The organism is Nocardia fodinahabitans (assembly GCF_052983615.1).
Genome location: NZ_JBRJJC010000001.1, coordinates 5,063,480 through 5,086,512, shown reverse-complemented (window position 1 = coordinate 5,086,512; position 23,033 = coordinate 5,063,480). Strand labels below are relative to the sequence as shown.

Annotated in this window: 20 protein-coding genes; 6 read left to right on the top strand and 14 right to left on the bottom strand. The window is 67.4% G+C overall.

The annotated features are described in order from the left end of the window. Window positions 1-12: 12 nt before the first annotated feature. Complete coding sequence (locus NV348_RS23640; protein ID WP_098086723.1) at window positions 13-612, bottom strand: TetR/AcrR family transcriptional regulator; 600 nt, start codon at window positions 610-612, stop codon at window positions 13-15. Window positions 613-647: 35 nt separating this feature from the next. Here NV348_RS23640 and NV348_RS23635 point away from each other — a divergent pair, with 35 nt between their 5' ends. Further along, window positions 648-2,084, top strand: coding sequence for a hypothetical protein (locus NV348_RS23635; RefSeq protein ID WP_447148847.1), 1,437 nt, complete (start codon window positions 648-650; stop codon window positions 2,082-2,084). Between the two features lie 5 nt (window positions 2,085-2,089). On the opposite strand, the gene NV348_RS23630 is transcribed toward NV348_RS23635, so the two are convergent. From NV348_RS23630 to NV348_RS23620, 3 genes are all read right to left on the bottom strand, one after another. Continuing rightward, entirely contained in the window at window positions 2,090-3,025 is a 936-nt protein-coding gene (locus NV348_RS23630; RefSeq protein WP_098086721.1) for a M56 family metallopeptidase, read from the bottom strand. A 669-nt stretch (window positions 3,026-3,694) separates the two neighbouring features. Then, a complete protein-coding gene (gene serA / locus NV348_RS23625) occupies window positions 3,695-5,281 on the bottom strand; it encodes a phosphoglycerate dehydrogenase (RefSeq protein ID WP_098086720.1) in 1,587 nt (528 codons plus the stop codon). A 325-nt stretch (window positions 5,282-5,606) separates the two neighbouring features. After that, the gene (locus NV348_RS23620; protein WP_098086719.1) at window positions 5,607-6,272 is read right to left on the bottom strand and encodes an ArsR/SmtB family transcription factor; all 666 of its coding nucleotides are present in this window, start codon (window positions 6,270-6,272) and stop codon (window positions 5,607-5,609) included. Between the two features lie 110 nt (window positions 6,273-6,382). On the opposite strand from NV348_RS23620, the gene NV348_RS23615 reads away from it, so the two are divergent. From NV348_RS23615 to NV348_RS23605, 3 genes are all read left to right on the top strand, one after another. Then, window positions 6,383-7,558, top strand: a complete 1,176-nt coding sequence (locus NV348_RS23615; protein WP_098086718.1) for an NAD(P)/FAD-dependent oxidoreductase — start codon at window positions 6,383-6,385, stop codon at window positions 7,556-7,558. Between the two features lie 42 nt (window positions 7,559-7,600). Continuing rightward, the gene (locus NV348_RS23610) at window positions 7,601-8,863 is read left to right on the top strand and encodes an MFS transporter (protein ID WP_098086717.1); all 1,263 of its coding nucleotides are present in this window, start codon (window positions 7,601-7,603) and stop codon (window positions 8,861-8,863) included. An 88-nt stretch (window positions 8,864-8,951) separates the two neighbouring features. After that, entirely contained in the window at window positions 8,952-9,410 is a 459-nt protein-coding gene (locus NV348_RS23605) for a hypothetical protein (protein WP_127516345.1), read from the top strand. 86 nt (window positions 9,411-9,496) lie between these two features. Here NV348_RS23605 and NV348_RS23600 read toward each other — a convergent pair whose 3' ends face one another. Beyond that, complete coding sequence (locus NV348_RS23600; RefSeq protein WP_216642011.1) at window positions 9,497-10,075, bottom strand: TetR/AcrR family transcriptional regulator; 579 nt, start codon at window positions 10,073-10,075, stop codon at window positions 9,497-9,499. A 250-nt stretch (window positions 10,076-10,325) separates the two neighbouring features. Between NV348_RS23600 and NV348_RS23595 the strand changes: the two genes are divergently transcribed. After that, the gene (locus NV348_RS23595) at window positions 10,326-11,789 is read left to right on the top strand and encodes a cellulase family glycosylhydrolase (RefSeq protein WP_172964590.1); all 1,464 of its coding nucleotides are present in this window, start codon (window positions 10,326-10,328) and stop codon (window positions 11,787-11,789) included. Window positions 11,790-11,866: 77 nt separating this feature from the next. On the opposite strand, the gene NV348_RS23590 is transcribed toward NV348_RS23595, so the two are convergent. From NV348_RS23590 to NV348_RS23580, 3 genes are read right to left on the bottom strand one after another with little or no spacing between them, the layout of a single operon-like run. Then, window positions 11,867-13,291 carry a lipase family protein gene (locus NV348_RS23590; RefSeq protein WP_253805107.1) on the bottom strand — a complete coding sequence of 475 codons (1,425 nt, stop codon included), beginning with the start codon at window positions 13,289-13,291 and terminating at the stop codon, window positions 11,867-11,869. A gap of 45 nt (window positions 13,292-13,336) precedes the next feature. Continuing rightward, window positions 13,337-13,738 carry a hypothetical protein gene (locus NV348_RS23585; RefSeq protein ID WP_098086714.1) on the bottom strand — a complete coding sequence of 134 codons (402 nt, stop codon included), beginning with the start codon at window positions 13,736-13,738 and terminating at the stop codon, window positions 13,337-13,339. Continuing rightward, window positions 13,719-14,567 carry an esterase/lipase family protein gene (locus NV348_RS23580; protein ID WP_098086713.1) on the bottom strand — a complete coding sequence of 283 codons (849 nt, stop codon included), beginning with the start codon at window positions 14,565-14,567 and terminating at the stop codon, window positions 13,719-13,721. Before NV348_RS23580 ends, NV348_RS23585 begins: the two co-directional genes overlap by 20 nt. 266 nt (window positions 14,568-14,833) lie before the next feature. Here NV348_RS23580 and NV348_RS23575 point away from each other — a divergent pair, with 266 nt between their 5' ends. After that, window positions 14,834-15,283 (top strand): MarR family winged helix-turn-helix transcriptional regulator, encoded by a 450-nt coding sequence (locus NV348_RS23575; RefSeq protein WP_447148846.1) that lies wholly within the window; start codon window positions 14,834-14,836, stop codon window positions 15,281-15,283. 1,061 nt (window positions 15,284-16,344) lie between these two features. On the opposite strand, the gene NV348_RS23570 is transcribed toward NV348_RS23575, so the two are convergent. The 6 genes from NV348_RS23570 to NV348_RS23545 form a co-directional block, all read right to left on the bottom strand. Continuing rightward, window positions 16,345-17,346, bottom strand: a complete 1,002-nt coding sequence (locus NV348_RS23570) for a helix-turn-helix domain-containing protein (RefSeq protein ID WP_098086712.1) — start codon at window positions 17,344-17,346, stop codon at window positions 16,345-16,347. Between the two features lie 169 nt (window positions 17,347-17,515). After that, the gene (locus tag NV348_RS23565; protein ID WP_098086711.1) at window positions 17,516-18,274 is read right to left on the bottom strand and encodes a 3-hydroxyacyl-CoA dehydrogenase; all 759 of its coding nucleotides are present in this window, start codon (window positions 18,272-18,274) and stop codon (window positions 17,516-17,518) included. A 31-nt stretch (window positions 18,275-18,305) separates the two neighbouring features. Next, window positions 18,306-19,460: an acetyl-CoA C-acetyltransferase gene (locus NV348_RS23560; protein ID WP_098086710.1), complete on the bottom strand. Its 1,155-nt coding sequence runs from the start codon at window positions 19,458-19,460 to the stop codon at window positions 18,306-18,308. Between the two features lie 23 nt (window positions 19,461-19,483). Beyond that, entirely contained in the window at window positions 19,484-19,963 is a 480-nt protein-coding gene (locus NV348_RS23555) for a MaoC/PaaZ C-terminal domain-containing protein (RefSeq protein WP_253805105.1), read from the bottom strand. Next, a complete protein-coding gene (locus NV348_RS23550) occupies window positions 19,960-21,480 on the bottom strand; it encodes a class I adenylate-forming enzyme family protein (RefSeq protein ID WP_098086709.1) in 1,521 nt (506 codons plus the stop codon). Before NV348_RS23550 ends, NV348_RS23555 begins: the two co-directional genes overlap by 4 nt. A 392-nt stretch (window positions 21,481-21,872) precedes the next feature. Continuing rightward, window positions 21,873-23,033, bottom strand: a complete 1,161-nt coding sequence (locus NV348_RS23545; protein WP_098086708.1) for an acyl-CoA dehydrogenase family protein — start codon at window positions 23,031-23,033, stop codon at window positions 21,873-21,875.

Sequence of the window (23,033 nt, the reverse complement as noted above, 5' to 3'; positions counted from 1 at the left end):
CCGGCCGGTCGGTCAGGGTTGGCTACCGGATGGTTCTGGGAGCAGACCGCGCAGCACCAGGTCCAGAATCTGCTGCCGCGCGGTTTCCGGATCCCACTCGTGACCGGCGCGTAGGTGGATATAGCCCCAGCCGACGGTGTTGAACAGCACCGTGGCCGTTACCTCCGGCGCGTCGACCGGTCGCAGGCTGCCGTCCATGGCGCCGTCGCGCAGCAGCCGTTCGAACGGCTCGGCGAACACATCGACGGACAGGGCGCGCGGTCCCGGACGATGGAAGACCTCCCCGTGGGCCAAGAACATCCCGGACAGGGTCGGCAGATGGCTGTCGGCGGTGACACAGACCGCTTCCAAGGCCGCGCGAAGTCGCTCGGCGGCGGTACCGGATCCGGTGAGAGCGGGCCAGATCTGCGTCCGAAAAGTCTCGGCCGCCCGTCCGGTGAGTGCGGCGATGAGGTCCTCACGCGTCACTCCGCGCCGATAGATCGTCGCCCGTGACATGCCCGCCTCCGCCGCCACTCGCTCGAGGGTGATCTCCGAGAGCCCCCACCGGGCGACCGCGGCCTCGGTAGCGGCGATCAAATCGTTGTCTACCAACTCTTGACGCTGTGACATGCCGAAATCATAGTTGATACATGACCGTCTCACGCGTGAGCACCAATCGTCTCGCCCTTCCCGCATGGAGCAGCGCTGTCGCCGCCGTCGCGGGGTTCGTGTCGCTGCTCGCGACCTATTGGGATGACGCGTGGCACACCGATCTAGGCCGGGACGACGCCACGATCGCGCCCCATCTCCTGCTCTACGGCTCGGTAGCCGTCGCGGGCGTCGTCGTAGCGTGGTGGGGTGTCCGGGCCTTGCTGATCACCCGCTCGCTGCCCACCGTGCTGCGGTATGGACCGGTGATGGTCGCGGCGATAGCGGGCGCCGCCACATTGGCAGCCGCACCCCTCGACGCGGCCTGGCACACCGCATTCGGGCGCGACGCCGTGCTGTGGAGTCCGCCCCACATGCTGGTGGTGCTGGCCTCGTCGGCCATGGTGCTCGGGATCGCCGCCGGCGCCCGAGGATCACGGTCCGGCCTGCCCGAAGCGGCGCTGGCCGGATTGTTCCTGGGCGGGCTGATGATGAGCGTGCTCGAGTACGAGACCGATGTCCCGCAGTTCAGCGAGGTTCTCTATCTCCCCGTCGCGCTGGTAGCAGGGCTGTCGGCGGCGGTGGTCGCCCGTCGGCTGGTCCCCGGGCGCGCTCCGGTGACCACGATGGTCGCCGTCTACGTGGTGGTGCGCATCGCGACGATCGCGGTATTGGCCGCGATGGGCAGGACCACCCCGGAGGTGCCGGTGGCCGTGCTAGGACTCGGCCTCCTCGACCTGCCGTGGCGCACGACGCTGCAGCGGTACAGCGCCGCGGCCGCCGCGATGTCGGCATTGGCGTTGACAACGGCGGCGACCGGGTTGTCGGAGCGGCCGGTCTCGGCGGTCGCGGTCGTGGCAGTGCCCGTCATGGCCGTGTTCCTGGCCTCCGTGTTGCTCGACCGACCGCGCTCTACGCCGATGGCCGCCACGATCTCGGTCGTCCTCGCGGGTGCGATCTCGCTCGCCGCGCCGATGCCCGGCGCGTCGGCGCACGATCCCGGCCAGGGCGAATCAGCCGGTGCGGTCACGGTCGGCGGCCGGTCCGACGGCAACGGCCGACTCGAATTGAGTGTCGAAGTGCCCGACACGTGCGCAGACCTCACTCCGGTGCGGATCACAGCCAGAAGGGCAGGCACCACGGTTTTCGGGCCGTTGGGTGCCATGGAGAAGTGCCGGTTCACCGGCACGGTGACCGTTCCCGACGATGGCCGGTGGTTCGTCTACGCCGAATTCCTGACCGGCGGCGGCCCCTTGGAGGTGTGGCTACCGTTGATCGCCGACCAGTCGGACACGGTGGGCGAGGCGCGGCACCTGTATCGACCGGCCGAGGCGACAGCTGCGACGCGCGGCGCCCAGGTAGGAGCGGCGATCGGCATCTACGCGGTGGGAGCCGGCTTACTCGGGGCCGCGGCGTTCGTGTTCGCCCGTCGGTCGCGCGTTCGGAGATTCTGATCGGGTCAGCCGAGGATGCACAGGCCGAGGCCGCCCATCGCGGCAAATGTCGCCGCCAGTGGACCGAGCACCACCGCGACCATCGCCATCGACGAGACCAGTCCACCCGTCGCCGCCGACGGTGACAGCCTGCGCACCCTGTCGACAAGACCCACTTCGATGGACCCGAGGTGCCCTGCCCCCTGCGAATCGGCCAGCGTGAGCAGCGCCTCCCGAACCACCAAAGGCCCGTGCACCCGGGCCGCGGCATCGTCGGCGACCATTTCGACCAGCCGCGCGACCTGAGCGGCCCCGGTCACGAACAGGTCGAGCCGGGGAAACACCCGGGCCAGCGCGCGAGTGACCGCGAGCAGGAAGTGATGATGCCCGGACAGGTGCGCACGCTCGTGTGCCATGACCGCAGCCAGTTGAACGTCGTCGAGGACGGTCACGATTCCCTGGGTCAGCACGATGGCGTGCGGATTCCCCGCGACCGAATACGCGGCAGGCTCAGGGTGATCCAGTACGACGGCATCGTGCCGATGATGACGCCGGCCCACCATGCGCGCCTGCTGCGCGTGCCGATGCGTCACCGATCGCGCCCGCAGCAGCATCCGGGTCAAACGCCACAGCACCACCGCCGCCGCGGTCAGCGCCAGCACCACCAGCGCCGCCAAGCCGAGTCGCACGACCGAGCCGTAAGCGCCCGCCGCCGCGTCGTGCAGCTGGGTGAAACAGCGACCGAGGTCCAGATGCTGCTCCGCGAGCAGGTCCCGCACCACATCGATGACGACGAACACGACCGCCGCCGCCCACGACACGAGGACCGATCCGATCGCGCTCACCCAGGCGACCAGACTCAGACGCGGACGGCGCCCGGCCCGGGTAGAGCGCACCAGCAGTGCCGGCGACAGCACCGCGACGATCATGCTGTAGGCCAGCAGACACACCGCGACACTCATGACGCCCGCGCCATGGCCGCGATCTCCGTAGTCGAGCGGATCCACACAGACGGCACCAAAGGCTCCTTTGCCGGGCCGAAGTCAAGACGCTGACCAGCGGCGTTTTACGTACTTGCAACATACTATCGACTCGCCGAAAGTGGTCGGAAGATCGGGATGGACGCCGCCGAACAGGAACTGGCCAGCGAAATACGGGGTTGCATGAACCACCTCTACTATCTACTATCTACTGACGTAGATAGTATTCGTGTCGTTCGACCAACTCGACACGAAGCCGCCCCGACTGAGCCACGGGACGGTGACCGGCGCGGCGGCTGACGTGATACCCCCTCATCCATCACGTCAGCCTTCTCACGGTCACAGGAGCGGGGATGGCCCACCGAACACCAGCCCCGCGGACTGCTGTCTACGAATCGGGCGCCCCGACAGGATGTCTCATCAGCACCTCGTCGGTCCGCGCCCCGATCCCAGAAGGTGGGGGTGATCCGGTGATATCGCCCCCACCTTCTGCTATCCCACGCTTCGGTGGGCGAGCCGCATCGCCGGCTACGCCCTCACCTCTTCGGCCCAGGTGCCAATTCCACCTCCGACCGCGGATACAGGAGCGCGCCGTCACCGTGAGGTGACGGCGCGCAGCTGCCGATGTCCCGGAGACCGGGACCTCACAACTCAGGCCAGGTCGACCAGGACGACCTTGGCGGCGCCGACGGCCTCGGCGATCGCGGTCTGCACCTCGGCGGGCACCTCGCGGTTGACGCGCAGCACCACGGTGGCGCCCTCGGCGTCCACGTCCTGGCTCAGCTGCGCGGCCAGGATGTCGATCTCGGCCTCGCCCAGCTTGGTGCCGATCTTGCCCAGCGCGCCCGGCTTGTCGCTGTAGTTCAGCACGGCCAGGTTCAGGCCCTCGGCGCGCATGTCGTAGTTGCGGCCGTTGATGTTGACGATCTTCTCGACCAGGTTCGGCTCGGTCAGCGTGCCCGCCACGTTCAGGGTCGAGCCGTCGCCGAACACGGCGCGCAGATCGACGACACTGCGGTGGTTCGGGCTCTCGGTGGCGGTGGTGACCTCGGCGGTGATGCCACGCTCCTTGGCCAGCGCCGGAGCGTTGACGAAGGTGACCTGGTCCTCGACCAGCGCCGAGAACACACCACGCAGCGCCGACAGCTCCAGCACGGCCACGTCCTGCGAGGCCAGCTCACCACGGACCTGCACCTCGACGCTGACGGGCAGCTCGTTGGCGATGGCCCCCAGCAGCGCGCCCTGCTTGCGGACCACGTCCAGCCACGGCGCGACCACGTCGTTGACGGCACCACCGGTGACGTTCACCGCGCCCGGCACGAACTCACCGGCCAGCGCCAGCAGCACCGACTTGGCGACATCGGTGCCCGCGCGGTCCTGGGCCTCGGCGGTGGAAGCGCCCAGGTGCGGGGTCACGACGACCTCGGGCAGCTCGAACAGCGGGCTGTCGGTGCACGGCTCGGTCTCGAACACGTCCAGACCGGCGGCACGCACATGACCGGACTTGATCGCATCAGCCAGCGCCTGCTCGTCGATCAGGCCACCGCGCGCGGCGTTGACAATGATGACGCCCGGCTTGGTCTTGGCCAGGGTCTCGGCGTTGAGCATGCCCTTGGTCTCAGGGGTCTTGGGCAGGTGGATGGAGATGAAGTCGGCGCGCTCGAGCACCTCTTCCAGGCTCAGCAGCTCGATGCCCAGCTGGGCGGCGCGCGCGGGCGAAGTGTAGGGGTCGTAGGCGACGATCTTGGTCTCGAACGCGGCCAGACGCTGCGCGAACAGCTGACCGATGCGGCCCAGACCGATCACGCCGACGGTCTTGCCGAGGATCTCGACACCGTTGAACTTGCTGCGCTTCCAGGTCTTCTCGCGCAGGGTCGCGTCGGCGGCCGGGATCTGGCGCGCGGCGGCGAGCAGCAGGGTGACCGCGTGCTCGGCGGCGGTGTGGATGTTGGAGGTCGGCGCGTTGACGACCATCACGCCACGCTCGGTGGCGGCGGGCACGTCGACATTGTCGAGGCCGACGCCGGCACGGGCGACGATCTGGAGCTTCTTGCCCGCCTCGAGCACCTCGGCGTCGACGGTGGTCGCGGAACGCACGAGCAGCGCGTCGGCCTCGGGCACCGCGGCGAGCAGGGCCGGGCGGTCGGGGCCGTCGACCCAGCGAACCTCGACACCGTCACCGAGCGCGTCGACGGTCGACTGGGCGAGCTTGTCGGCGATCAGAACTACAGGGCTCACTGCGGATACTCCTCTTGGCTTGGTTCGGTGGCGGATTCGCACCGAATATATCTACGTAGTTAGACAGTAGATACCGGCCGGCGGGTGCGGCAACCGAACCACGATGTGGCGCGCGCCATGCGCACGCGTCCACTTCCCGCCCTCGACCACCCTCCGATACCGGCCGCCGGCGGTGCAGCTTCCAGCTCGGCCGGCCGAACACGGAGCCGGGATGCTGACTGCGCAGCTCGCCCCGTAGATCGCATTCGTGCCGGCCAGTCCGGGACACCACACCTATCGTGCAGCGAAGATCACCTCGAGCAGTACGCCTAAGACTGGGATCCGGTCAGGCGACCGGCCCGGTATCCACCGGCAATCCCGCCAGCGCCCATTCCAGCATCCCCTCGTCAAGTCGCTTCATATCTCGGCCCGCGGCGTGGGCGATGCGGACCGCATCGGGCGCCATCACACAGAAGGCACCACGGCAGTAGGCGACGATGTCGTGGTCGGCGGGAAGTTCGGCGAGCCGGTCGGCGAGCTCGGCGACCGGGATGTTGATCGCGCCCGGGATGTGCCCGGCCTCGTATTCCTCGTGCGGCCGGACATCGATCAGGGTGATCTCGCCGGTTTCGCGCCTACCGATGAGCTCCGCACGGGTGACGGCATCGTCGGGCGACCCGAGCACCTCGGCGGCCGAGCGGGCCACATCGGCCAGGTGCGCCTCGGCCACGGTTTGCACGAGAGCGAACAGCCGCGCGACGTCGGCACCCGCGAGCCGGTAGTGCTGGCGGGTGCCGTCGCGCCGGGAGTGGACCAGGCCGCCCGCCTTGAGTGACTGCAGGTTCGCCGAAGCGGTGGTCAGGTTCATGCCGGTCGCCGTGGCGATCGACTCGACCGTCCGTTCACCCTGGGCGAGCAGGTCGAGGATCTGCAGGCGACGACCATTGCCCAGCGCCTTGCCGACGCGGGCGATCTCGTCGAAGAGGGCGGCCTTGCGGGACAGCTCACTCACGCTTGCTTCTCCAATACTCTTTGGAATATCGTATTCCACAGCTCCTTGGAACAACAGGGAACAGCGCGATTGTATTCACCGCCCGCTCTACCCAGAGGAAGCGAGAAGCCATGAGCAAGACCGTCGTCGTTCTCGGCGCGGGTGTGGGTGGGCTCACCACCGCCGCCGAACTTCGCGATGTCCTTCCCGTCCAGGACCGGGTCGTGCTGGTCGACCGTTCCTTCACCGGCCGCCTCGGCCTGTCCTTACTGTGGGTGCTGCGCGGTTGGCGCACCCCCGAGCAGATCACCGTGCGTCCCACCGCGGCGACACTGCCCGGCGTCGACATGATCACCGGCGACGTCGCGCGCATCGACCTCGCGGCGCGAGCGGTGGACTGCGGCGCGGCCGGGATGATTCACTACGACGCGCTCGTAGTCGCACTGGGCGCCGAGCTCGCGCCCTCTCTACTCCCCGGCCTGACAGAGGCGATCGATACGGGCGTGGCGGGCCAGTTCTACACCGTCGACGGTGCCGCCGACCTCCACAAACGCGTCGAGGCGATGGACTCTGGTCGGATCATGGTACTGGTGGCGGCGGTGCCGTTCACCTGCCCCGCCGCGCCGTTCGAAGCCGCGTTCCTGCTCGCGGACCAACTCGACGAGAGCGGGAACCGCGCCGCGGTGCGCGTCGACGCGTTCACGCCGGACCCACTGCCGATGCCGGTGGCGGGACCCGCGATCGGCAACGCGCTGGTGGCCATGATGGAAGTTCACGGCATCGGCTTCCACGGCGGCAAGTCCGCCGTCGGCATCGACCCGGAGGCAAGGACGGTCGAATTCGCCGACGGCACCACCGAATCCTTCGATCTGCTCGCCGTCGTGCCGCCGCACGTACCCGGCGCGGCGGTGACCTCGACCGGTTTGGGTCCGCGGGGCTGGATTCCCGTCGATCCCGCCACGCTGGCCACCACCGCCGCGGGAGTGTTCGCGATCGGCGACAGCACCGCATTGCCGCTGCCCAGCGGCAAACCCCTGCCGAAGGCGGCGATCTTCGCCCGAGCCGAGGCCGAAGTCGCCGCCCACCAGGTAGCCCGCTATCTGGGCTACGACGCCCCCGACACCCGGTTCACCGGCGAGGGCGCATGCCATGTGGAGCTCGGAAGCGGGTTCGCGGCCAAGGCGGACGGCAATTTTCTGGCCCCGCCTACACCACAGGTGAGCCTGCGCGGACCGTCCGTCGCCTATCACGAGGAGAAGGTGCAGCAAGAGCGAGCCTGGCTCGCCCGCTGGAATATCCAGGACTGATCGAACGACTCGCCAACGCTCCGACGTCCAGGAAAGCACCCCGTGTCCCCCAGCACGACCGGCACCACGGCAGATTCCCACCCGCCCGAGACCGCGCAGGCGCAGCGAAAGACCCTGATCGTCCTGGTGTGCGCGCAGATCCTCAGCGGCGCGGGTTTGACCGCCGGCATCACCGTCGGGGCACTACTTGCCCAGGACATGCTCGGCTCCACCAGCCTCGCCGGTCTACCCAGCGCACTGTTCACCGCGGGATCCGCACTCGCCGCGGTCGCCGTCGGGCGCTTCTCCCAGTCCCGGGGTCGCCGTCCCGGGCTGGCCGCCGGGTATCTCACCGGCGCGATCGGCAGTCTCGGTGTCATCGCCGCCGCCGTCCTGGACAACCCCGTTCTGCTGTTCCTGACCTTGTTCGTCTATGGCGCGGGGACCGCGACCAACCTCCAAGCCCGGTATGCCGGAGCCGATCTGGCCACCGCGTCGCATCGCGGCCGTGCGGTGTCCACCGTGCTGGTGGCCACCACCCTCGGCGGTGTCGTCGGCCCCAATCTCGCCGCGCCGACGGGTGCGCTGGCCCGCGCCCTGGGTATCCCGTATCTGGCCGGGCCTTTCCTGCTCGCCGCACTCGCCTACGGCGCCTCCGCGCTCGTGCTGACGATCTGGCTACGACCGGACCCATTGCTGCTGGCACGCGAGCTGTGCGGGGCCGAGATGATCACTGTCCCGGGCCCGGCCGATCCTCCCGTCGCCCACCCAGGAAAGGGAGTAGCGGTGGGCGGTTTCGTGATGGCGGTGACACAGCTGGTCATGGTCGCGATCATGACCATGACCCCGGTTCACATGATCGAGCATGGGCACGGCACCGTGGCGGCCGGTGCGGTGATCGCGGTCCACGTCGGTGCGATGTATCTGCCCTCACCGCTGAGCGGCTGGCTCGTCGACCGCTACGGCCGACTTCCCGTCGCCGCCGCGTCCGGGCTGACATTGCTCGCCGCTGGGACGCTCGCCGCGTCCGCGCCGGAAGACTCGGTCGCGCTACTCGCGCTGGCGCTGGCCATCCTCGGGCTCGGCTGGAACCTCGGCCTGGTGGCGGGCACGGCTGTCGTCACGGACACGGTTCCGCTGGCCATCCGCGCGAAATCCCAAGGTGCGGTAGATGTTTCGATCGCCATCGCCGGAGCCACCGGTGGCATGGGTTCGGGTCTGATAGTCGCCGCCACCAGTTACCCGGCCTTGGCCCTGGCCTGCGGCGTCCTCGCCATGGCCGTGGTCCCGGCAGCGGCCCTCACCACACGATCGCGGCGGTCCTGACCCACCGGCTGCGCGTAGCCCTTTTCCTCCTCTCCCGCGACCGACCGCACCCGGACTCGAATCGCCGACCGGCCCTCGATTGCCGTCGGTGGAGCGACGCCATGTCCCGGGCGGACGGGTACCGTGTGGTCGCAGCTCGACGATCCGCCTGGCCAAGCGCATCGGCGACGGCGGATACGTGGACGCGAACGGCTATGTGTTCGTGGTGGGCCGGCTCGAGGACATGATCATCACCGACGAGGAGAACATGTACTCGGCCGAGGTCGAGAACGCGCCGGCCAAGCACCTGACGGTGGCGCCGCTGGCCGTCATCGGGGTGCCCGACGAACGGTGGGGCGAGCGGGCACACGCGGTGATCGCGGGCCAAATCCGACGAAGCGGCCGCCGAGGAGGAGCTGCGCGATCTCACCCGCGAGCTGATCGCCGGCTACAAGGTGCCTCGGTCGGTATCGTTCGTAGACGCCCTGCCGATGTCGGGTGCGGGCAAGATCCTCAAGAGAGAACGCGCGGTCGGTGCTGGGCCGACAACGCGCGCAACGTCCAGTGAGCTCGCGTCCCTGATCACGTCGACCCCGCCCGGTCACCCCGGGCGGGGTGGCCCGCGGAATGCCACCCCCACGCGGCGACGCCGGGTCAGGTCGCCGGCCCCATGGCGATCCGGGCGAGCAGGCTCACCGCGTCGACGAAGGCGTGGTGGCGGACCCGGTCGGGATCGGTGTGGGCCAGCGCGGCGATTCCGTTCTCCAACCCGAGGACCGCCAGCGCCAATTCCGATGCGGGAGCGGGTAGTTCAATGGCGTTGTGCCGCGCGGCCACCTCGATCGCGTCGGTGTACCAGCTCAGCTGCCGCCGGTCCAGCTCCGCGAGCCGTTCCCTCACCTCCGGTCGGCGCATCGCGTAGAGCCGGAATTCGGTGAGGAGCATGAACTTTCGCCGATCGGCGAATCTGTTGCCCTCGTGGGTCGCCAGTTCGTTCAGCACCTCGTCGGTGCCCCCTGCACTCTGGATCACCTCGCCACCGGCGATCTGCTCGTCGAGCCACAGATCCAGGACCGCGATGGCCAGTTCGTCCTTCCCGGCGAAATGCGCGTATACCGCGCCCCTGGTGTAGCCGGCCCGTTCGGCGATCTGCTCGATCGAGGTGCCCGCGATCCCTTTCTCCGCGAAGACCTCCTGGGCCGCCGTCAGCACCTGAGCCCGGGTGCGGGCCATGCTCTCGGTCCGCGACAACCTAGCCACGCTCACCTCGGCTCGACGTCGCGCTTGACAAGAACATGTGTCGTCCACCACCCTTTCAGAGTCACTGATGTATCTGGATTCAGTATCGACTCGATCGCTGCCTCCGATCCAGTATCCCGAACGGAGATCAGTATTGAGGCGTCCCCGTCTCTCTCGCGCCATTTCGGCCGCACCACCGCAGCACCGACCGCGAGAAGCGCGGCGACGCACCACCGCGGCAGTCGTGCGCACCGCGGGCCTGCTCGCCACCGTCACCCTGACGCTCGGCCTCGTCCCCGCCCTCGACCACGGCACCGCGGCGGCGACGCCGGGACCGGGGCAGACGCTGCAGCGGGCCGGGCGCTGGTTGGTCGACGAGTACGGGCGGGTGGTCATCGTGCACGGCGTGAACCTGGTGTGGAAACACGCACCGTACGTCCCGCCGGACGCGCCAACCGGTTTCACCGCCGCCGACGCCACCTGGCTCGCCGAGCACGGATTCAACGGCGCCCGGCTGGGGACGCTGTGGGCAGGCATCACCCCTGATGCGCCGGACACCGTCGACGCGGGCTATCTCGACGCCTGGGCGCGGATCACCGAACAGCTTGCCGCCCAGCGAATCTGGATGCAGTTCGACCTGCATCAGGACCAGTGGAACGAGGTCTACGGCGGCGAGGGAGCACCGGACTGGGCCGCGCGACGCCCTGTGGGCTACGAGACCGCGCCGGTGTTCGCGCCGCGCTTCCCCCAGGGCTACTTCACGCCCGAGCAGTCGGCGAAGTTCGACGACTTCTGGGCCGGACGAGACGGCCTGCGGGACGGCTGGATCCGAGCGATCGGCGCGCTGGCCGCCCGCTTCCGCGATCACCCCTACTCGATGGGCTACGACCTGCTGAACGAACCCTGGTCCGGGTCCTCCTGGCCCGAGTGCCTGGTCACCGGATGCCCGGACCACTATCGCGACCGCCTGCAACCGGCCATGGAACTGGGCTTGCGGGCGGCCAGGGCGGCCGATCCCGACGGGCTGGTCTGGTTCGAGCCCGACCAGCTGACCGGCGGCCGCGCGACCCCGACGTTCTACGGCCCGGTCGCCGGGGAGAATCAGCTCGGCTACTCGTGGCACAGCTATTGCCCGCAGGGCTTCTTCCGCTCCCAGGGCCTGCCGCTCGGCTCGGTCGAGGACTGCGCCGCGTTCAGCGCCGACATGAACAGCAGGGCCGCGGCGCAGAGTGAGCGGATGAACGCCGTCGGGCTGATGTCCGAGTTCGGCGCGACCGACGATCTCCGGCTGCTCGACATCGACACCGCCGCCGCGGACAGCGCGTTCACCAGCTGGATGTACTGGTCCTACAAGGGCTGGAACGATCCGACGACCGCCGACGGATCACAGGGCCTGTTCACCGAGGACGGCGACCTCACCAGCGGAAAACCGAAGCTGCGCACACTGGTTCGCACCTACCCGCAGGCGACGGCGGGCATCCCGCGGGAGCTGAGTTTCGATCCGGTGACCGGCGACTTCCGCTACAGCTACGCCCCGGCCGAACTGGGCGTGCCCACGGAGATCTTCGTCAGCCCGCTGCACTATCCGAACGGCTACGACGTGATCGTCACCGGCGGCACGGTAGACCCGGCGCCGGAACGCAACCGGGTGCGGGTCGTGGCGACCGGCGTTGACCCGGTGACCGTCACGGTCCGCGGCCGGGCCTGATCCCACGAACTGCGACCACCCGGTCGAGGACGCGATGTCCTCGGCCGGGTGGTCGTCGTCGTGGGTCGACGCGCGGCTCAGCGCGCGCCGATGGCCTTACCGAACAGTGCGGCGACGGTCTCGCCGACCACCGAGGCGAAGTAGGCCTGCTGCTCGGCGTCGCCGACCATGGACGGCACGTCCTGCACCGAGCAACCGGCGTCGACCGGAACCTCGTTCAGGCGATCCCGCAGCCACAGCATGGCGCTCGGGAATCCGGCGATCCCGGCGATCACGTGCTCGCTGAGGTGGTCCCTGGTGTAGCGCACCGTGGCGTCCGGATTCCGGCAGTAGGAGTCGACGAGCTGATCGGTCGCGGCCAGCGGGAGGACCTCGTCCAGGGCGGAGTGCCACAGGAACATCGGCATATCGGGCAGCTCGCTCCCCATCCGGGTCTCGTCGAGCATGGCCGCGACGACGGGCTCACGCAGGGGATCTCCCGGCGTGCGCATCATGCCCTTGATGTTGAGGAACGGCAGCACCGCGCCCTGATACTGCACGCACAGTGGCGCTTTCGCCGCCAGCAGCGTGCGGCCGACGGGGTCCATCTTCTCCTCCAGGAAGGCCTCGAATTCCGGGTATTCGCGGGACAGGCCGAGCACCGCGGCCAGCACCACACCGGAGGTGGCCTGGCCGTTCGCCATGTCCACCGCCATCCCGAGATCGGCGCCGACACCGCCCGCCGCGGCGCCCTTGATGTTCAGTTCGGGCGCGTAGCTGGAGTGCAGTTCGGCGGCGTGGACGGTCGGAATCGACCCGCCGGAGTAGCCGTACATCCCGACCGGCGCCGTGGGCCCGACCTCGAGCGGCGCGAAAGACGTTGCCGCCCTGATGCCGTCGAGGGTGATCCGCGCCGCGAGCGGGCCCGCCGCGAAAGCCGATTCCGGTCCCTGATGGTCGGGGATGACCAGGGCCCAGCCCTGCTGCAATGCCCCCTGCGCGAGGATGAACTCGCCCGGGACGTCGAGCTGTCCGCCCAGCGCTGACAGCGACAGATGCTGCAGCCCGTAGGACGGCGTGCAATACCCGGCGGTGGAGTCCTCCGCGAGCTGCATCGAGAGGAGTTTGCGCGGTTCCGGTGCGACACCACGCGGCTTGATCAGTGTCGCGACCGCCGAAATCGGTTCGTCCCGACTGTTGTTCGATCGATAGGCCACCTGCCAGGCGTCGACATTGAGGGGAAAGACGCTGAAGTTCGCCAGCGTGACCTGGCGGACCGCGATGATCCCGCCGGGCGCGGTCGCCGCGAGAACTTCCGGGGGCTGGTGGTAGAAACCCGGATCGAGTTCCGGCGGCAGGGGTAGCGGTCGCGCCGGCGAAATCACCGGCGGCGCATCGGATTGCCCGGGATCGGCGAACGCGGGCATCGAGACGCCGACGGTCGTCCAGCAGGCGGTGAACGCCACGGCGACCGAGGCGGCGACGACTCGCCGCCTCTGCCTGGTGGGGAGAGTTATCCGCATTGATCTCTTCTCTCTTCATTTTTCGGCGATGAATGCCCGCGACGGCTACCCGCGCGCGAGTTCCTGGATGGCGAGCAGCGCCCGCCGCAACTGCCCCAACTCCTCGGTGAACGACGACATGATCGTCTCCAGGCGGTGCCGAACGGTCCGCTCGTCCTCCAGTTCGGCTGCCAGACAGTCGTTCTCGACTTGCAGGGACCGCCGCCGTTCGATGACAGCCCGCGTCGCGTCGGCGGTCGACACCTGCTCGGCCACCTGCTGCTGAAATCGGCGGACGGCGCCGGAGTGCTGATAGACGACATCGCGGCGCAGCCCGGATTCGGCGATCAGATCACCGATCGTCCGGTCGCCGAGGGGCACGACCGAGGCCGTGTCGGTCAACAGCCGTGCCGCCGCGGCGGCGATCGCTGCCCTGTCGGCGATTCGGTCACGCCGGGCCCGCGCCATGCCGGTCGTTCGTCGCCGCCGCGTCGGCCAGGGTGTCGGCGACCCAGTCGATGACGACCGAGTCCTGGGGCAGCCGAGCATGTTCCACGTACCGGTTCGGCGCGAGATCCTGCAGGAAGACATTGGCCACGGCCGGTTCGTCGATGAACGAGGCCTGCCCGGCCGGGGTGACGACGAGGTCGTCCCGGGTAGCGAGCACCGCGTACCGGATGCCCGGAACCGTCACGGACGGGGTGGCGAGGCGCTGAATGAATGGCGAACCCGCCTGCAGATCGCGGCAGACCGGGCAGACGCCGGCGGCCAGGATGCCGTCCACGGCAGGCCGCGCGCCCGTGCCGTTCGACAGGTCGACCGCGCCATCGAGGGTCGTGCCGTGGGTCGCCGGAGCGAGCAGGACCTCGGTGTCGATCCGGTCCACCAGCGTCGGCTCCTTGGCCAGCGCCAGTGCGATCACCCCGCCCTGCGAATGCCCGACCAGGTCGACGCGCGCCGCGCCGGTCCGGTCGAGTACCAAGGTGACGAAATCCCTTGTCTCACCGACTGATCGCTCGATCGGCGCGTAGCCGTTGATCAGGCCGCCCGTCGCCGGGTCCTTGCCGTAGTCCAGCGCGTAGACGCAGTGTCCCGCCGCGGTCAGCCGAGCGGCGAGCGCGGCCAAGGCCTGCGTGCTGTCGGTGGTCCCGTGCAGCAGCACCACGGGATCAGGATGGGCCGCGGCCGGAACGCAGGCCCGATGATCGGCGAGCGGCCCGTCGGCCGCAGCGACCGCCGTGGCTCCGAGGATCGACGCCGCGGCCACGAGGGGCACCGCCGGGGACAACCACCGCATGGGTTGAGTCCTTCCCTTTTCACATACGTTTGTGTATCCACATCTAGTTGTGTATCCGATAGTGTGGCGTGCGCTACAGGTCGGTGTCAACCGAGCGGGTCTCCGTCTGAGACGCTGCGCTAGCCCATGGACCGATAGGACGCCGTCGTCGAATAGTCCATTCCATGGAATGAATATTCGGGCTCTGCCTGAAGCTGTTTTCCTGCATCTTTACGACATCTCGATTGATACCGTGGAGGAAGAATCAATCTGAGGGATGGATATCAGTGGCAGCCAGCGACCCAGCCACAGCGTTCGACCGTCTTGTGCGCGTCGAGACACTGCTGTGGACCCGACTCGATGAGCGTCTCCGGGCCGAGCACGGCATCCCGCTGTCGTGGTACGAGCCGATGCGGGTCGTCGAGGAGCTCGGGTCGGCCCGCGTCCGTGATATCGCGGACCGGTTGATCATCACCGAGGGCGGCGCCAGCAAGCTCGTCGATCGGCTGCAGAGCGTCGGCCATGTCGAGCGGAAACCGGATCCCGGCGACGGCCGGTCACACCGCATCGCGTTGACAGCATCCGGCGAGCAGGTGCTGGCGGCCGCGGGCGCCACCGTCACCGATGAACTGCACCAGCGCATCGGCACCGTCCTCGGCTCGGGTGCGCTGGCCCAGCTGGATGCGGCGCTCGAACTGTTGCGCGTCAGCAATCTCGGCGACCCACATACCCCCTGACCTGCGGAGAACACATCCGATGGGACAACACGATCGGTCGATCGAGGCCGCGGCGACCTCGGCGGCCGCCGCCCGGCTGCTGACCCGCACGCCACTGATCTCGACCTCGGGAAAACTGACCGTCAGCAAACTCGTCATCGAGTCCGGCCTGTCCCGGCATGCGGTCTACCGCCACCGGTGCATCGTCGAGCAGTTTCGCGAGACCGCGGCCCGAAATACCGCACCCCAGGACGTTTTACGCGACACCATCGACCAGTGCAGCGCGCTCGAACGAGAGCATGCGGCGACTGCGCCAGGAACTCCGAGACGAGCGGGCGATTGGACAGCGGTGGCGCGCCATGGTCACCAGCACAAACACCGAGCTCTTCCGACTGCGCCAGAGCCCCGCCACCATCGCCGACCTGGCCAGACCGATCCCCCGGCACCGGCCGTCCGGACGCAAACTGTCCGGGACAGTTGACGGTCAAGTTCGACGGCCGCTGCGCGGCGTCGCATGACGCGGCCGATCGACGCCGTCGCGACTCGAGTCGGTGCGCCATGGACGCGCTGCGGTCGCTGTCCTGTTATCGAACAGAGACCACGGCATCCCGATGCGCGACAGCTGTCACGTCAGGATCAGCGGTTCGGCCAGGTCTTCGGCGAAGACGGTCGCGTACCTAAGTGTGATGCGTCATATGTGGAGCGTTTTGGACCAGCGTGATGAGGCGGGTGAACCGCAGTGTCCAAGGCGCACTGTCGGAATCGCGGCGACGGAGCCGACGGGAGCAGATCCGATACACAGATCGCGTGATAGGGCGCGAGGTGCGTTGTACGTCCCTCAACAAGGCTACGGGCGCACCTCGCCACGACTACTCGATCACGTACCTCTCGCGCACGACCTCTTTCACGAGTGCCCAAATCAAATGCGACTCGGATCGATTGGACGCGATCTCGATGCCAGCTGTCGAAGAGCCGGCCGCAGCAATGAGTCTCGATCGGAGAGAGTGGCGAACGACTACGGCGACGAGCGCTTGTTCATGAATCCCAAGGACGGGCGCTCGACATCACACCCGGGTCTCATCTCATTCGGCTGCACCCTTGCGTGGATGTCGAAAGGCGATCTCACCGCGTCGGACTGCGTTACCGCTGCGCTGTCTGTAGGTCGCTGGCGGCATCCCGTACATATCTTTGAATGCGCGACTGAAGTGGCTCGCATCTGCGAAGCCGAACCTGGACGCGATCGAAGCAACCGGGATGTCGGTGCGGCACAACTCCGCCCGCGCCCGCACGATCCGGCGTCGGCGAACCATCGCGCCAAGGGATTCACCAGACTCAGCGAAGGCCCGGTGCACCGTTCGCACCGAGACTGCGTGTGCCGCGGCGACTGAAGCCGGGGTGATCTCGTCGAACAGATTGCGCTCGATCCATTGCTCAATCGTCGCGCGAAGCGCAGCCACGGAACTGCAGGCAGAGGCGCCGACATCCGGACGTAGTGCGCCGGACAAAAGCTCGAGGGTGGCGTTCCGGGCGGAAGCCAGAGCCGTGCCCGACAGGTCGGCGACGGACTCGGTCAGCGCGTCGATGAAGTGTGACAGCAGTCGGGTGGCAGGCCCACTCTGGCGCGCAACGACGCCCAGCGGCCCTAACGACACACCGAGGTCTTTGAAGGTCGCCTCAGGAATGAGCAGTACCCGCTTGCTGACGTTGTCGTCGAAGTCGAACCGGACTGGTCGGCGAGTGTCCCACACCGCCAAGTCACCGGGCCTGAGCGCGATTCCGGCATCGCCCTGCGACATTTGCTCCACGCCGCCCCGGATCGCCGCAACCGCTACGAGATCGGTGGCTGCACGCGCAATCGACCGCCTGGTCCGCGAAAGCGTGAGGGGTCCGCAGTGGAAGTCGACAAGAAGGATCTCGTCAAGCGGCGTGTGCCGGTGCAAGTGCTCCGATGCGACGCGAGGGCGGGCCGGTACCGATGCCTCGAGAGCGATCCCGATATTGGATATGGCTTGTTCCCATTGTGCAGCACGCGTCGCCGTCGAGTGGCCGTCGATCTCGACTATTTCGGCACCCGTATCAGTCATTCGATCTGCCCCTTTTGAACGTGATCCCAAGACGGTCTGTAAACGGCGACCGGCGCCGTCTCGGGTGTGTCGAGGCCGCTTTTGCTCAGGGCCGAGGATCACATGGTGATTGTCAACCAGTCCACCGCGGACGTCGAGACGACCGCGGTGGTGACCTGGAGTGTCGGGGTCAGCGTGGCGCCATGCGGATCGCCCCGTCGAGACGAATGGTCTCACCGTTGAGCATGGGGTTGCTGATGATGGATTCCACCAGAAGGGCGTACTCGGCGGGGTTACCGAGACGGGATGGGTGCGGCACCTGGGCGCCGAGCGCTTCCTGCACATGACCGGGGAGGGTGCCGAGCAGCGGAGTCTTGAACAGACCTGGGGCGATGGTGTTCACCCGGATTTGAAGTGACGCGAGGTCACGGGCGATAGGGAGTGTGGCACCGACGATGCCGCCCTTGGATGCCGAATACGCGGCCTGTCCGATCTGTCCCTCGAATGCCGCGACGGATGCAGTGTTGATGATTACACCGCGCTCGCCATCGACGGGCTCGTTCGTCGACATCGCATGCGCAGCAAGGCGAATGACGTTGAAGGTGCCGACGAGGTTGACCTCGATGACCTTCTTGAACGCAGCGAGGGGGAACGGCCCAGTTTTGCCAACGGTCTTGACGGCATTGCCGATGCCTGCACAGTTCACGGTCACGCGCAGGGTGTTGTCGGCATTGGCGAGGGCAACAGCCGAGAGGACGGCATCTTCGTCGGTGACGTCGGCAGGAGCGAATTGCACGGCGTCGCCCAGCGCGTCGAGTGCCTCGGTATTCGCGGTGGATAGGTCGAGTGCGACGACGCGCGCACCAGCTTTGGCAAGCGCGGTCACAGTGGCCAGACCGAGCCCGGAGGCGGCGCCGGTGACGAGGGCTGTGTTTCCTGCAATGTCCATGTCGTTGACTGCTTTCTGGGTGAGAGGAAGGTTAAGAAAGTCGTTCGATGATCGTGACGTTGGCTTGGCCGCCGCCCTCACACATCGTCTGCAGCCCATAACGGCCGCCAGTGCGTTCGAGTTCGTGGAGCAGCGTCGTCATGAGTCGAGTGCCGGTCGCACCGATCGGGTGTCCGAGCGCGATCGCGCCGCCGTTCGGATTCACCCGTTCTGGATCGGCGTCGAGTTCGTTCAGCCAAGCCATGACCACCGGAGCGAACGCTTCGTTGATCTCGACGACATCGATGTCATCGATGGTCAGGCCGGTCCGCTGCAATGCCCGCTGGGTCGCGGGAATCGGGGCGGTGAGCATGAGAACGGGGTCAGCGCCGAGAACGGTCAGGTGGTGGATGCGGGCACGGGGGGTAAGGCCGAACCGGTTCACGGCATCGTGGGATGCGATGAGCACCGCCGACGATGCGTCGGAGATCTGGCTCGACACAGCGGCGGTCAGGCGTCCTCCCGGGGAGAGAGTGCGGAGCGCCGACATCTTCTCCGCAGAGGTGTCCGCGCGTGGACCTTCGTCCGAGGTCACACCTGCGAAGGGGGCGATCTCGGCAGCGAACCGGCCCGCATCGATGGCATGCAGCGCGCGGCGATGGCTTTCGAGCGCAAACTCCTCCATTGCGGATCGCTCGAGACCCCATTGCTCGGCGATCATCTCGGCGCCCCGGAACTGGGAGATCTGTTGATCGCCGAATCGGGCCCGCCACGTTCGCGATCCGGAGTACAGATCCGGTGAGCCGTAGGGCTCGCCCGCGGTGATCGCCGACAGCAGCGGGAACTGGCTCATCTTCTGTACCCCGCCCGCGACGATCAAGTCGGCCGTCCCGCTCATCACAGCTTGTGCGGCGAAATGTACCGCTTGTTGCGACGATCCACACTGACGGTCAAGGGTGACACCGGGGACCGATTCGGGTAGTCCGGCGGCGAGAGCTGCGGTGCGGGCGATGTCGCCGGCCTGTGCACCGATGTTGTCGAGGCAGCCGAAGATGACGTCGTCGATTCCGGTCGGGTCGATGTCGTTGCGCCCCACAAGAGTGGCGATGACGTGCGCGGCAAGATCGATCGGATGGGTTTCGGCGAACCCTCCCCCGCGTCGGCCGACGGGCGTGCGCACAGCGTCGATGATGTATGCGTCGGGCATGAGGCCTCCGGACAGAGTCGTATTCACAAGATGTGCGGTGGTCGGGCACGGACATAGGCCTCGACGTCCACGCTCAACACCGGCCGGGCTTGGCCATCGGTCAGCTCGGCCGCGGTAGTGACGAGGGCCCGATCCCGGTCGTCGAAGGTGACATCCTGGACAACCACGGTGCCGGTGAGCGTGTCCCCCGGCCGGACGGGCCGCAGAAACCGGACCTCGCGCAGTCGTCGTCCGGCGATCACGCTCCAGCCGGAGAACACGTCCAGGACCGCGAGCCGCTGATACACCGCGAGGGTGTGCAGGCCACTGGCAATGAGCCCCTCATATGCCCCGGCCTCAGCTACGTCCTTGTCGACGTGGAAGCCCTGGGGATCCCACAACGCGGCGAAGTCGACCAGAGCGCGCTCGGAAATCGTGTACGTACCCAGCCGGTACTGGCGACCCACCTCGATGTCTTCCCCATACACCACACCGGACTGGACGGTGTCGAAGTAGTCGGTCACTGCGCACGCACCTCCGCCCGGAGAACGTGTTTGAGGATCTTCCCCGATGGGTTGCGAGGGATCGACCGGAGTACGAGGTCACGCGGCAGCTTGTAGTCGGAGACATACTCGGCCGCGAACACGCGGAGATCGTGCAGCGTCACCTCTCGTCCTTCGACCGGTGACACGACGGCGACGATAGTCTCGCCGAACGTGTCGTCGAGGCGGCTGACGATCGCGACGTCCTGCACGTCCGGATGCGCTGCGAGCGCGTTCTCGACCTCGACGGAATAGACGTTGCGGCCTCCGGTGATGATCATGTCCTTGAGGCGGTCGACGATGGTGATGTATCCGTCCGCGTCCCGGACTGCCATATCCCCGCTGTGCAGCCAGCCACCGCGCAGCGTCTCGGCCGTAGCGTCCCGGTTGTTCCAGTATCCCTTCATGATGGTCTCACCGCGCACGATCATCTCGCCGGTTTCGCCGACGGCGACGTCGTTGCCGTCGAGGTCGACGAGCCGCACCTCGGCGTTGGTGATTGCCCACCGCCCCGTGGCGTCGGGACGTGCCTTCACATCATCGGGTGTCGAGTAGATGCCGGTGGGGCCGCCTTCGGTCTGGCCGCACAGCTGAAAGAAGCCCACGTCCGGCAGGGTCGCAACGAGCTTCTCGACCGCGCTCGGCGGCATCGGTGCGGCTCCGAAGAACCCGAGCCGCCACGCCGACAAATCCCGGTCCGGCAGATCGGGCAGCGTCAACAGCATCTGATACATCGTCGGCACACCCAGGAACACGGTGACGCGGTGGTGTTCGAGTGCGTCGAGCACTGCGTTGGGCTCGAATGCCGGCAGCACCACATGCGTAGTGCCCATCGAGAACCCGGCCAGCACCATGAGTACGAGTTCGGCGCAGTGATACATCGGTGCTACGTGCAGCTGCCGGTCGAACGAGTTTAGCCCCAGTGCGCTCATCGAGTGTCCGACCCAAAGCATTCGATGGTGGTCGAACAATGCGCCCTTGGGTGATCCTGTGGTGCCCGAGGTGTAGATGATCATGCAGTCGTCGTGCTCGACGACCTCGACTGACGGCTCACCATCCGGCATCTCCGCGGTGAGCTGAGTGAAGTCGTCAAAGCCGGCCGCTCCGTCCAGCGAGTAGATCCTGGCGGTCGGCTCCGGACCGAGTTGGATCAAACCCCGGACGGCGCTGTCGGTGTCACCGCCGAACAGCAGCATGCACGCGCCGGAATCGTCTAGCAGATATCGCAATTCACGCGCTGTCGCACGCGGGTTCAGTGGGACGGCGATCGCGCCGACCTTCAACGCCGCGTACAATGCGAGCAGGAAGCGGTCGGAGTTCGGCGACAGTACTGCCACACGATCGCCCTTCGTCACACCCAGAGACAGCAGGGCGTGGGCGTACCGATTGATGTCCGCATTCAATTCGCGGTAGCTGCGTTCGGTCTTGCCGAACACAAGCGCGCATCGGTCCGGGTGTCGACGCGCATTGATCGACAGTTGTCCGCCGAGTGTTGCCATGGTTTCTCCGTCAATTGACTGACTGACTTCAGGGTTGGTGGTGGATTTCGCCCGCGCGAGGCAGCGGCGATAAACCTTCGAAGCCCGGAAGGGACCGAAACTTCGATCTGTGGGCCATGTCCTCGCTCCCCGAACCAATTTCGAGGCGCCAAGCGTTGACTCGGGCCGCGCCTCTCTGTCATTTGCAGCTCGCGGTGCAGCCGGGCGGCGAGTGCGCTGGCGCCGGCCTCCAGCTGTGGGTCGGAATTCGTCAGGATGCGAGCCCGGTACTCTCACGGCTTCGGTTGCGCGGAATCGCTCACCGAGCAAGACCGTGGCGCTGACGAGGGACACGCCGGACCGCGGTGGTGCGCCCGGTGACCACGGGGACCGTGGGACCGGTGGCCGCTCGGTTACAGCGTCCGCCCGATCAGCACCTTCATGATCTCGTTGGTGCCGCCGTAGATCTTCTGCACGCGTGCCGCCGCATACATCTGTGCGATGGGGTACTCCATCATGTAGCCGTAGCCGCCGAAGATCTGCAGGCAGCGGTCGATGATCTCGACCTGTCGCTCGGAGCCCCACAGTTTGGCCATCGACGCGGTCGCGGCATCGAGCTTGCCGTCGATGTACTGGGTGATGCAGTGGTCGATCAGCGTCTTACCCGCCAGCACCTCGGTCTTGCATTCGGCGAGGACGAACTGAGTGTTCTGGAAGTCCAGGATGGGCTTACCGAACGCTTGACGCTCTTTGGCGTACTTGATGGTCTCGACAACTGCGGCTTCGGCCATCGCGATTCCCGAGACGCCCAGGATCAAGCGTTCTCGGGGGAGTTGCTCCATCAGCTGGTAGAAGCCCTGGCCTTCGACCCCGCCGAGCAAGTTCTCGGCAGGTACCCGCATGTCGGTGAACGACAGCTCGCGGGTGTCCTGACCGTGCTGGCCGATCTTGTCGAGCACTCGCCCTCGCTCGAATCCCTCGAGATCCCGGGTTTCGGCGACGAGCAGTGAGATGCCTTTGGCGCCGGCCGACGGGTCGGTCTTGGCGACGATGACAAGCAGGTCGCAGTGAGTTGCGTTGGAAATGAAGGTCTTCGAGCCGTTGACGACGTAGTGGTCGCCGTCGCGGATCGCGGTGGTGCGGACCGCCTGCAGATCCGAACCGGTGCCCGGCTCGGTCATGGCGACACCGATGACCATCTCGCCGCCGGCCATCTTCGGGATCCACCGCTTCTTCTGCTCTTCGGTGGCGTAGGCGGCGATGTAGTGCGCGACGATCGTCGAGTGCACATTGAAGCCGAAGGCGGTGTCGTGGGCGAGGGCGAGTTCCTGCTGGACGACCGCTTCGTGGCCGAAATTGCCTCCGCCGCCGCCGTATTCCTCGGGCAGACCGAGGCAGAGCAGTCCGGCGGCTCCAGTTCTGGTCCAGAATTCGCGGTCCACCTGGTGCTGGCGGGCCCATCGTTCCTGGTTGGGGGTGGCTTCCTTGCGGAAGAACTCGGCGGCGTGCTTGCGCAGCACCGCCTGATCGTCGGTCTCCCACGGGGATCGGTAGTCGGGGAACAGTTCGCTCAT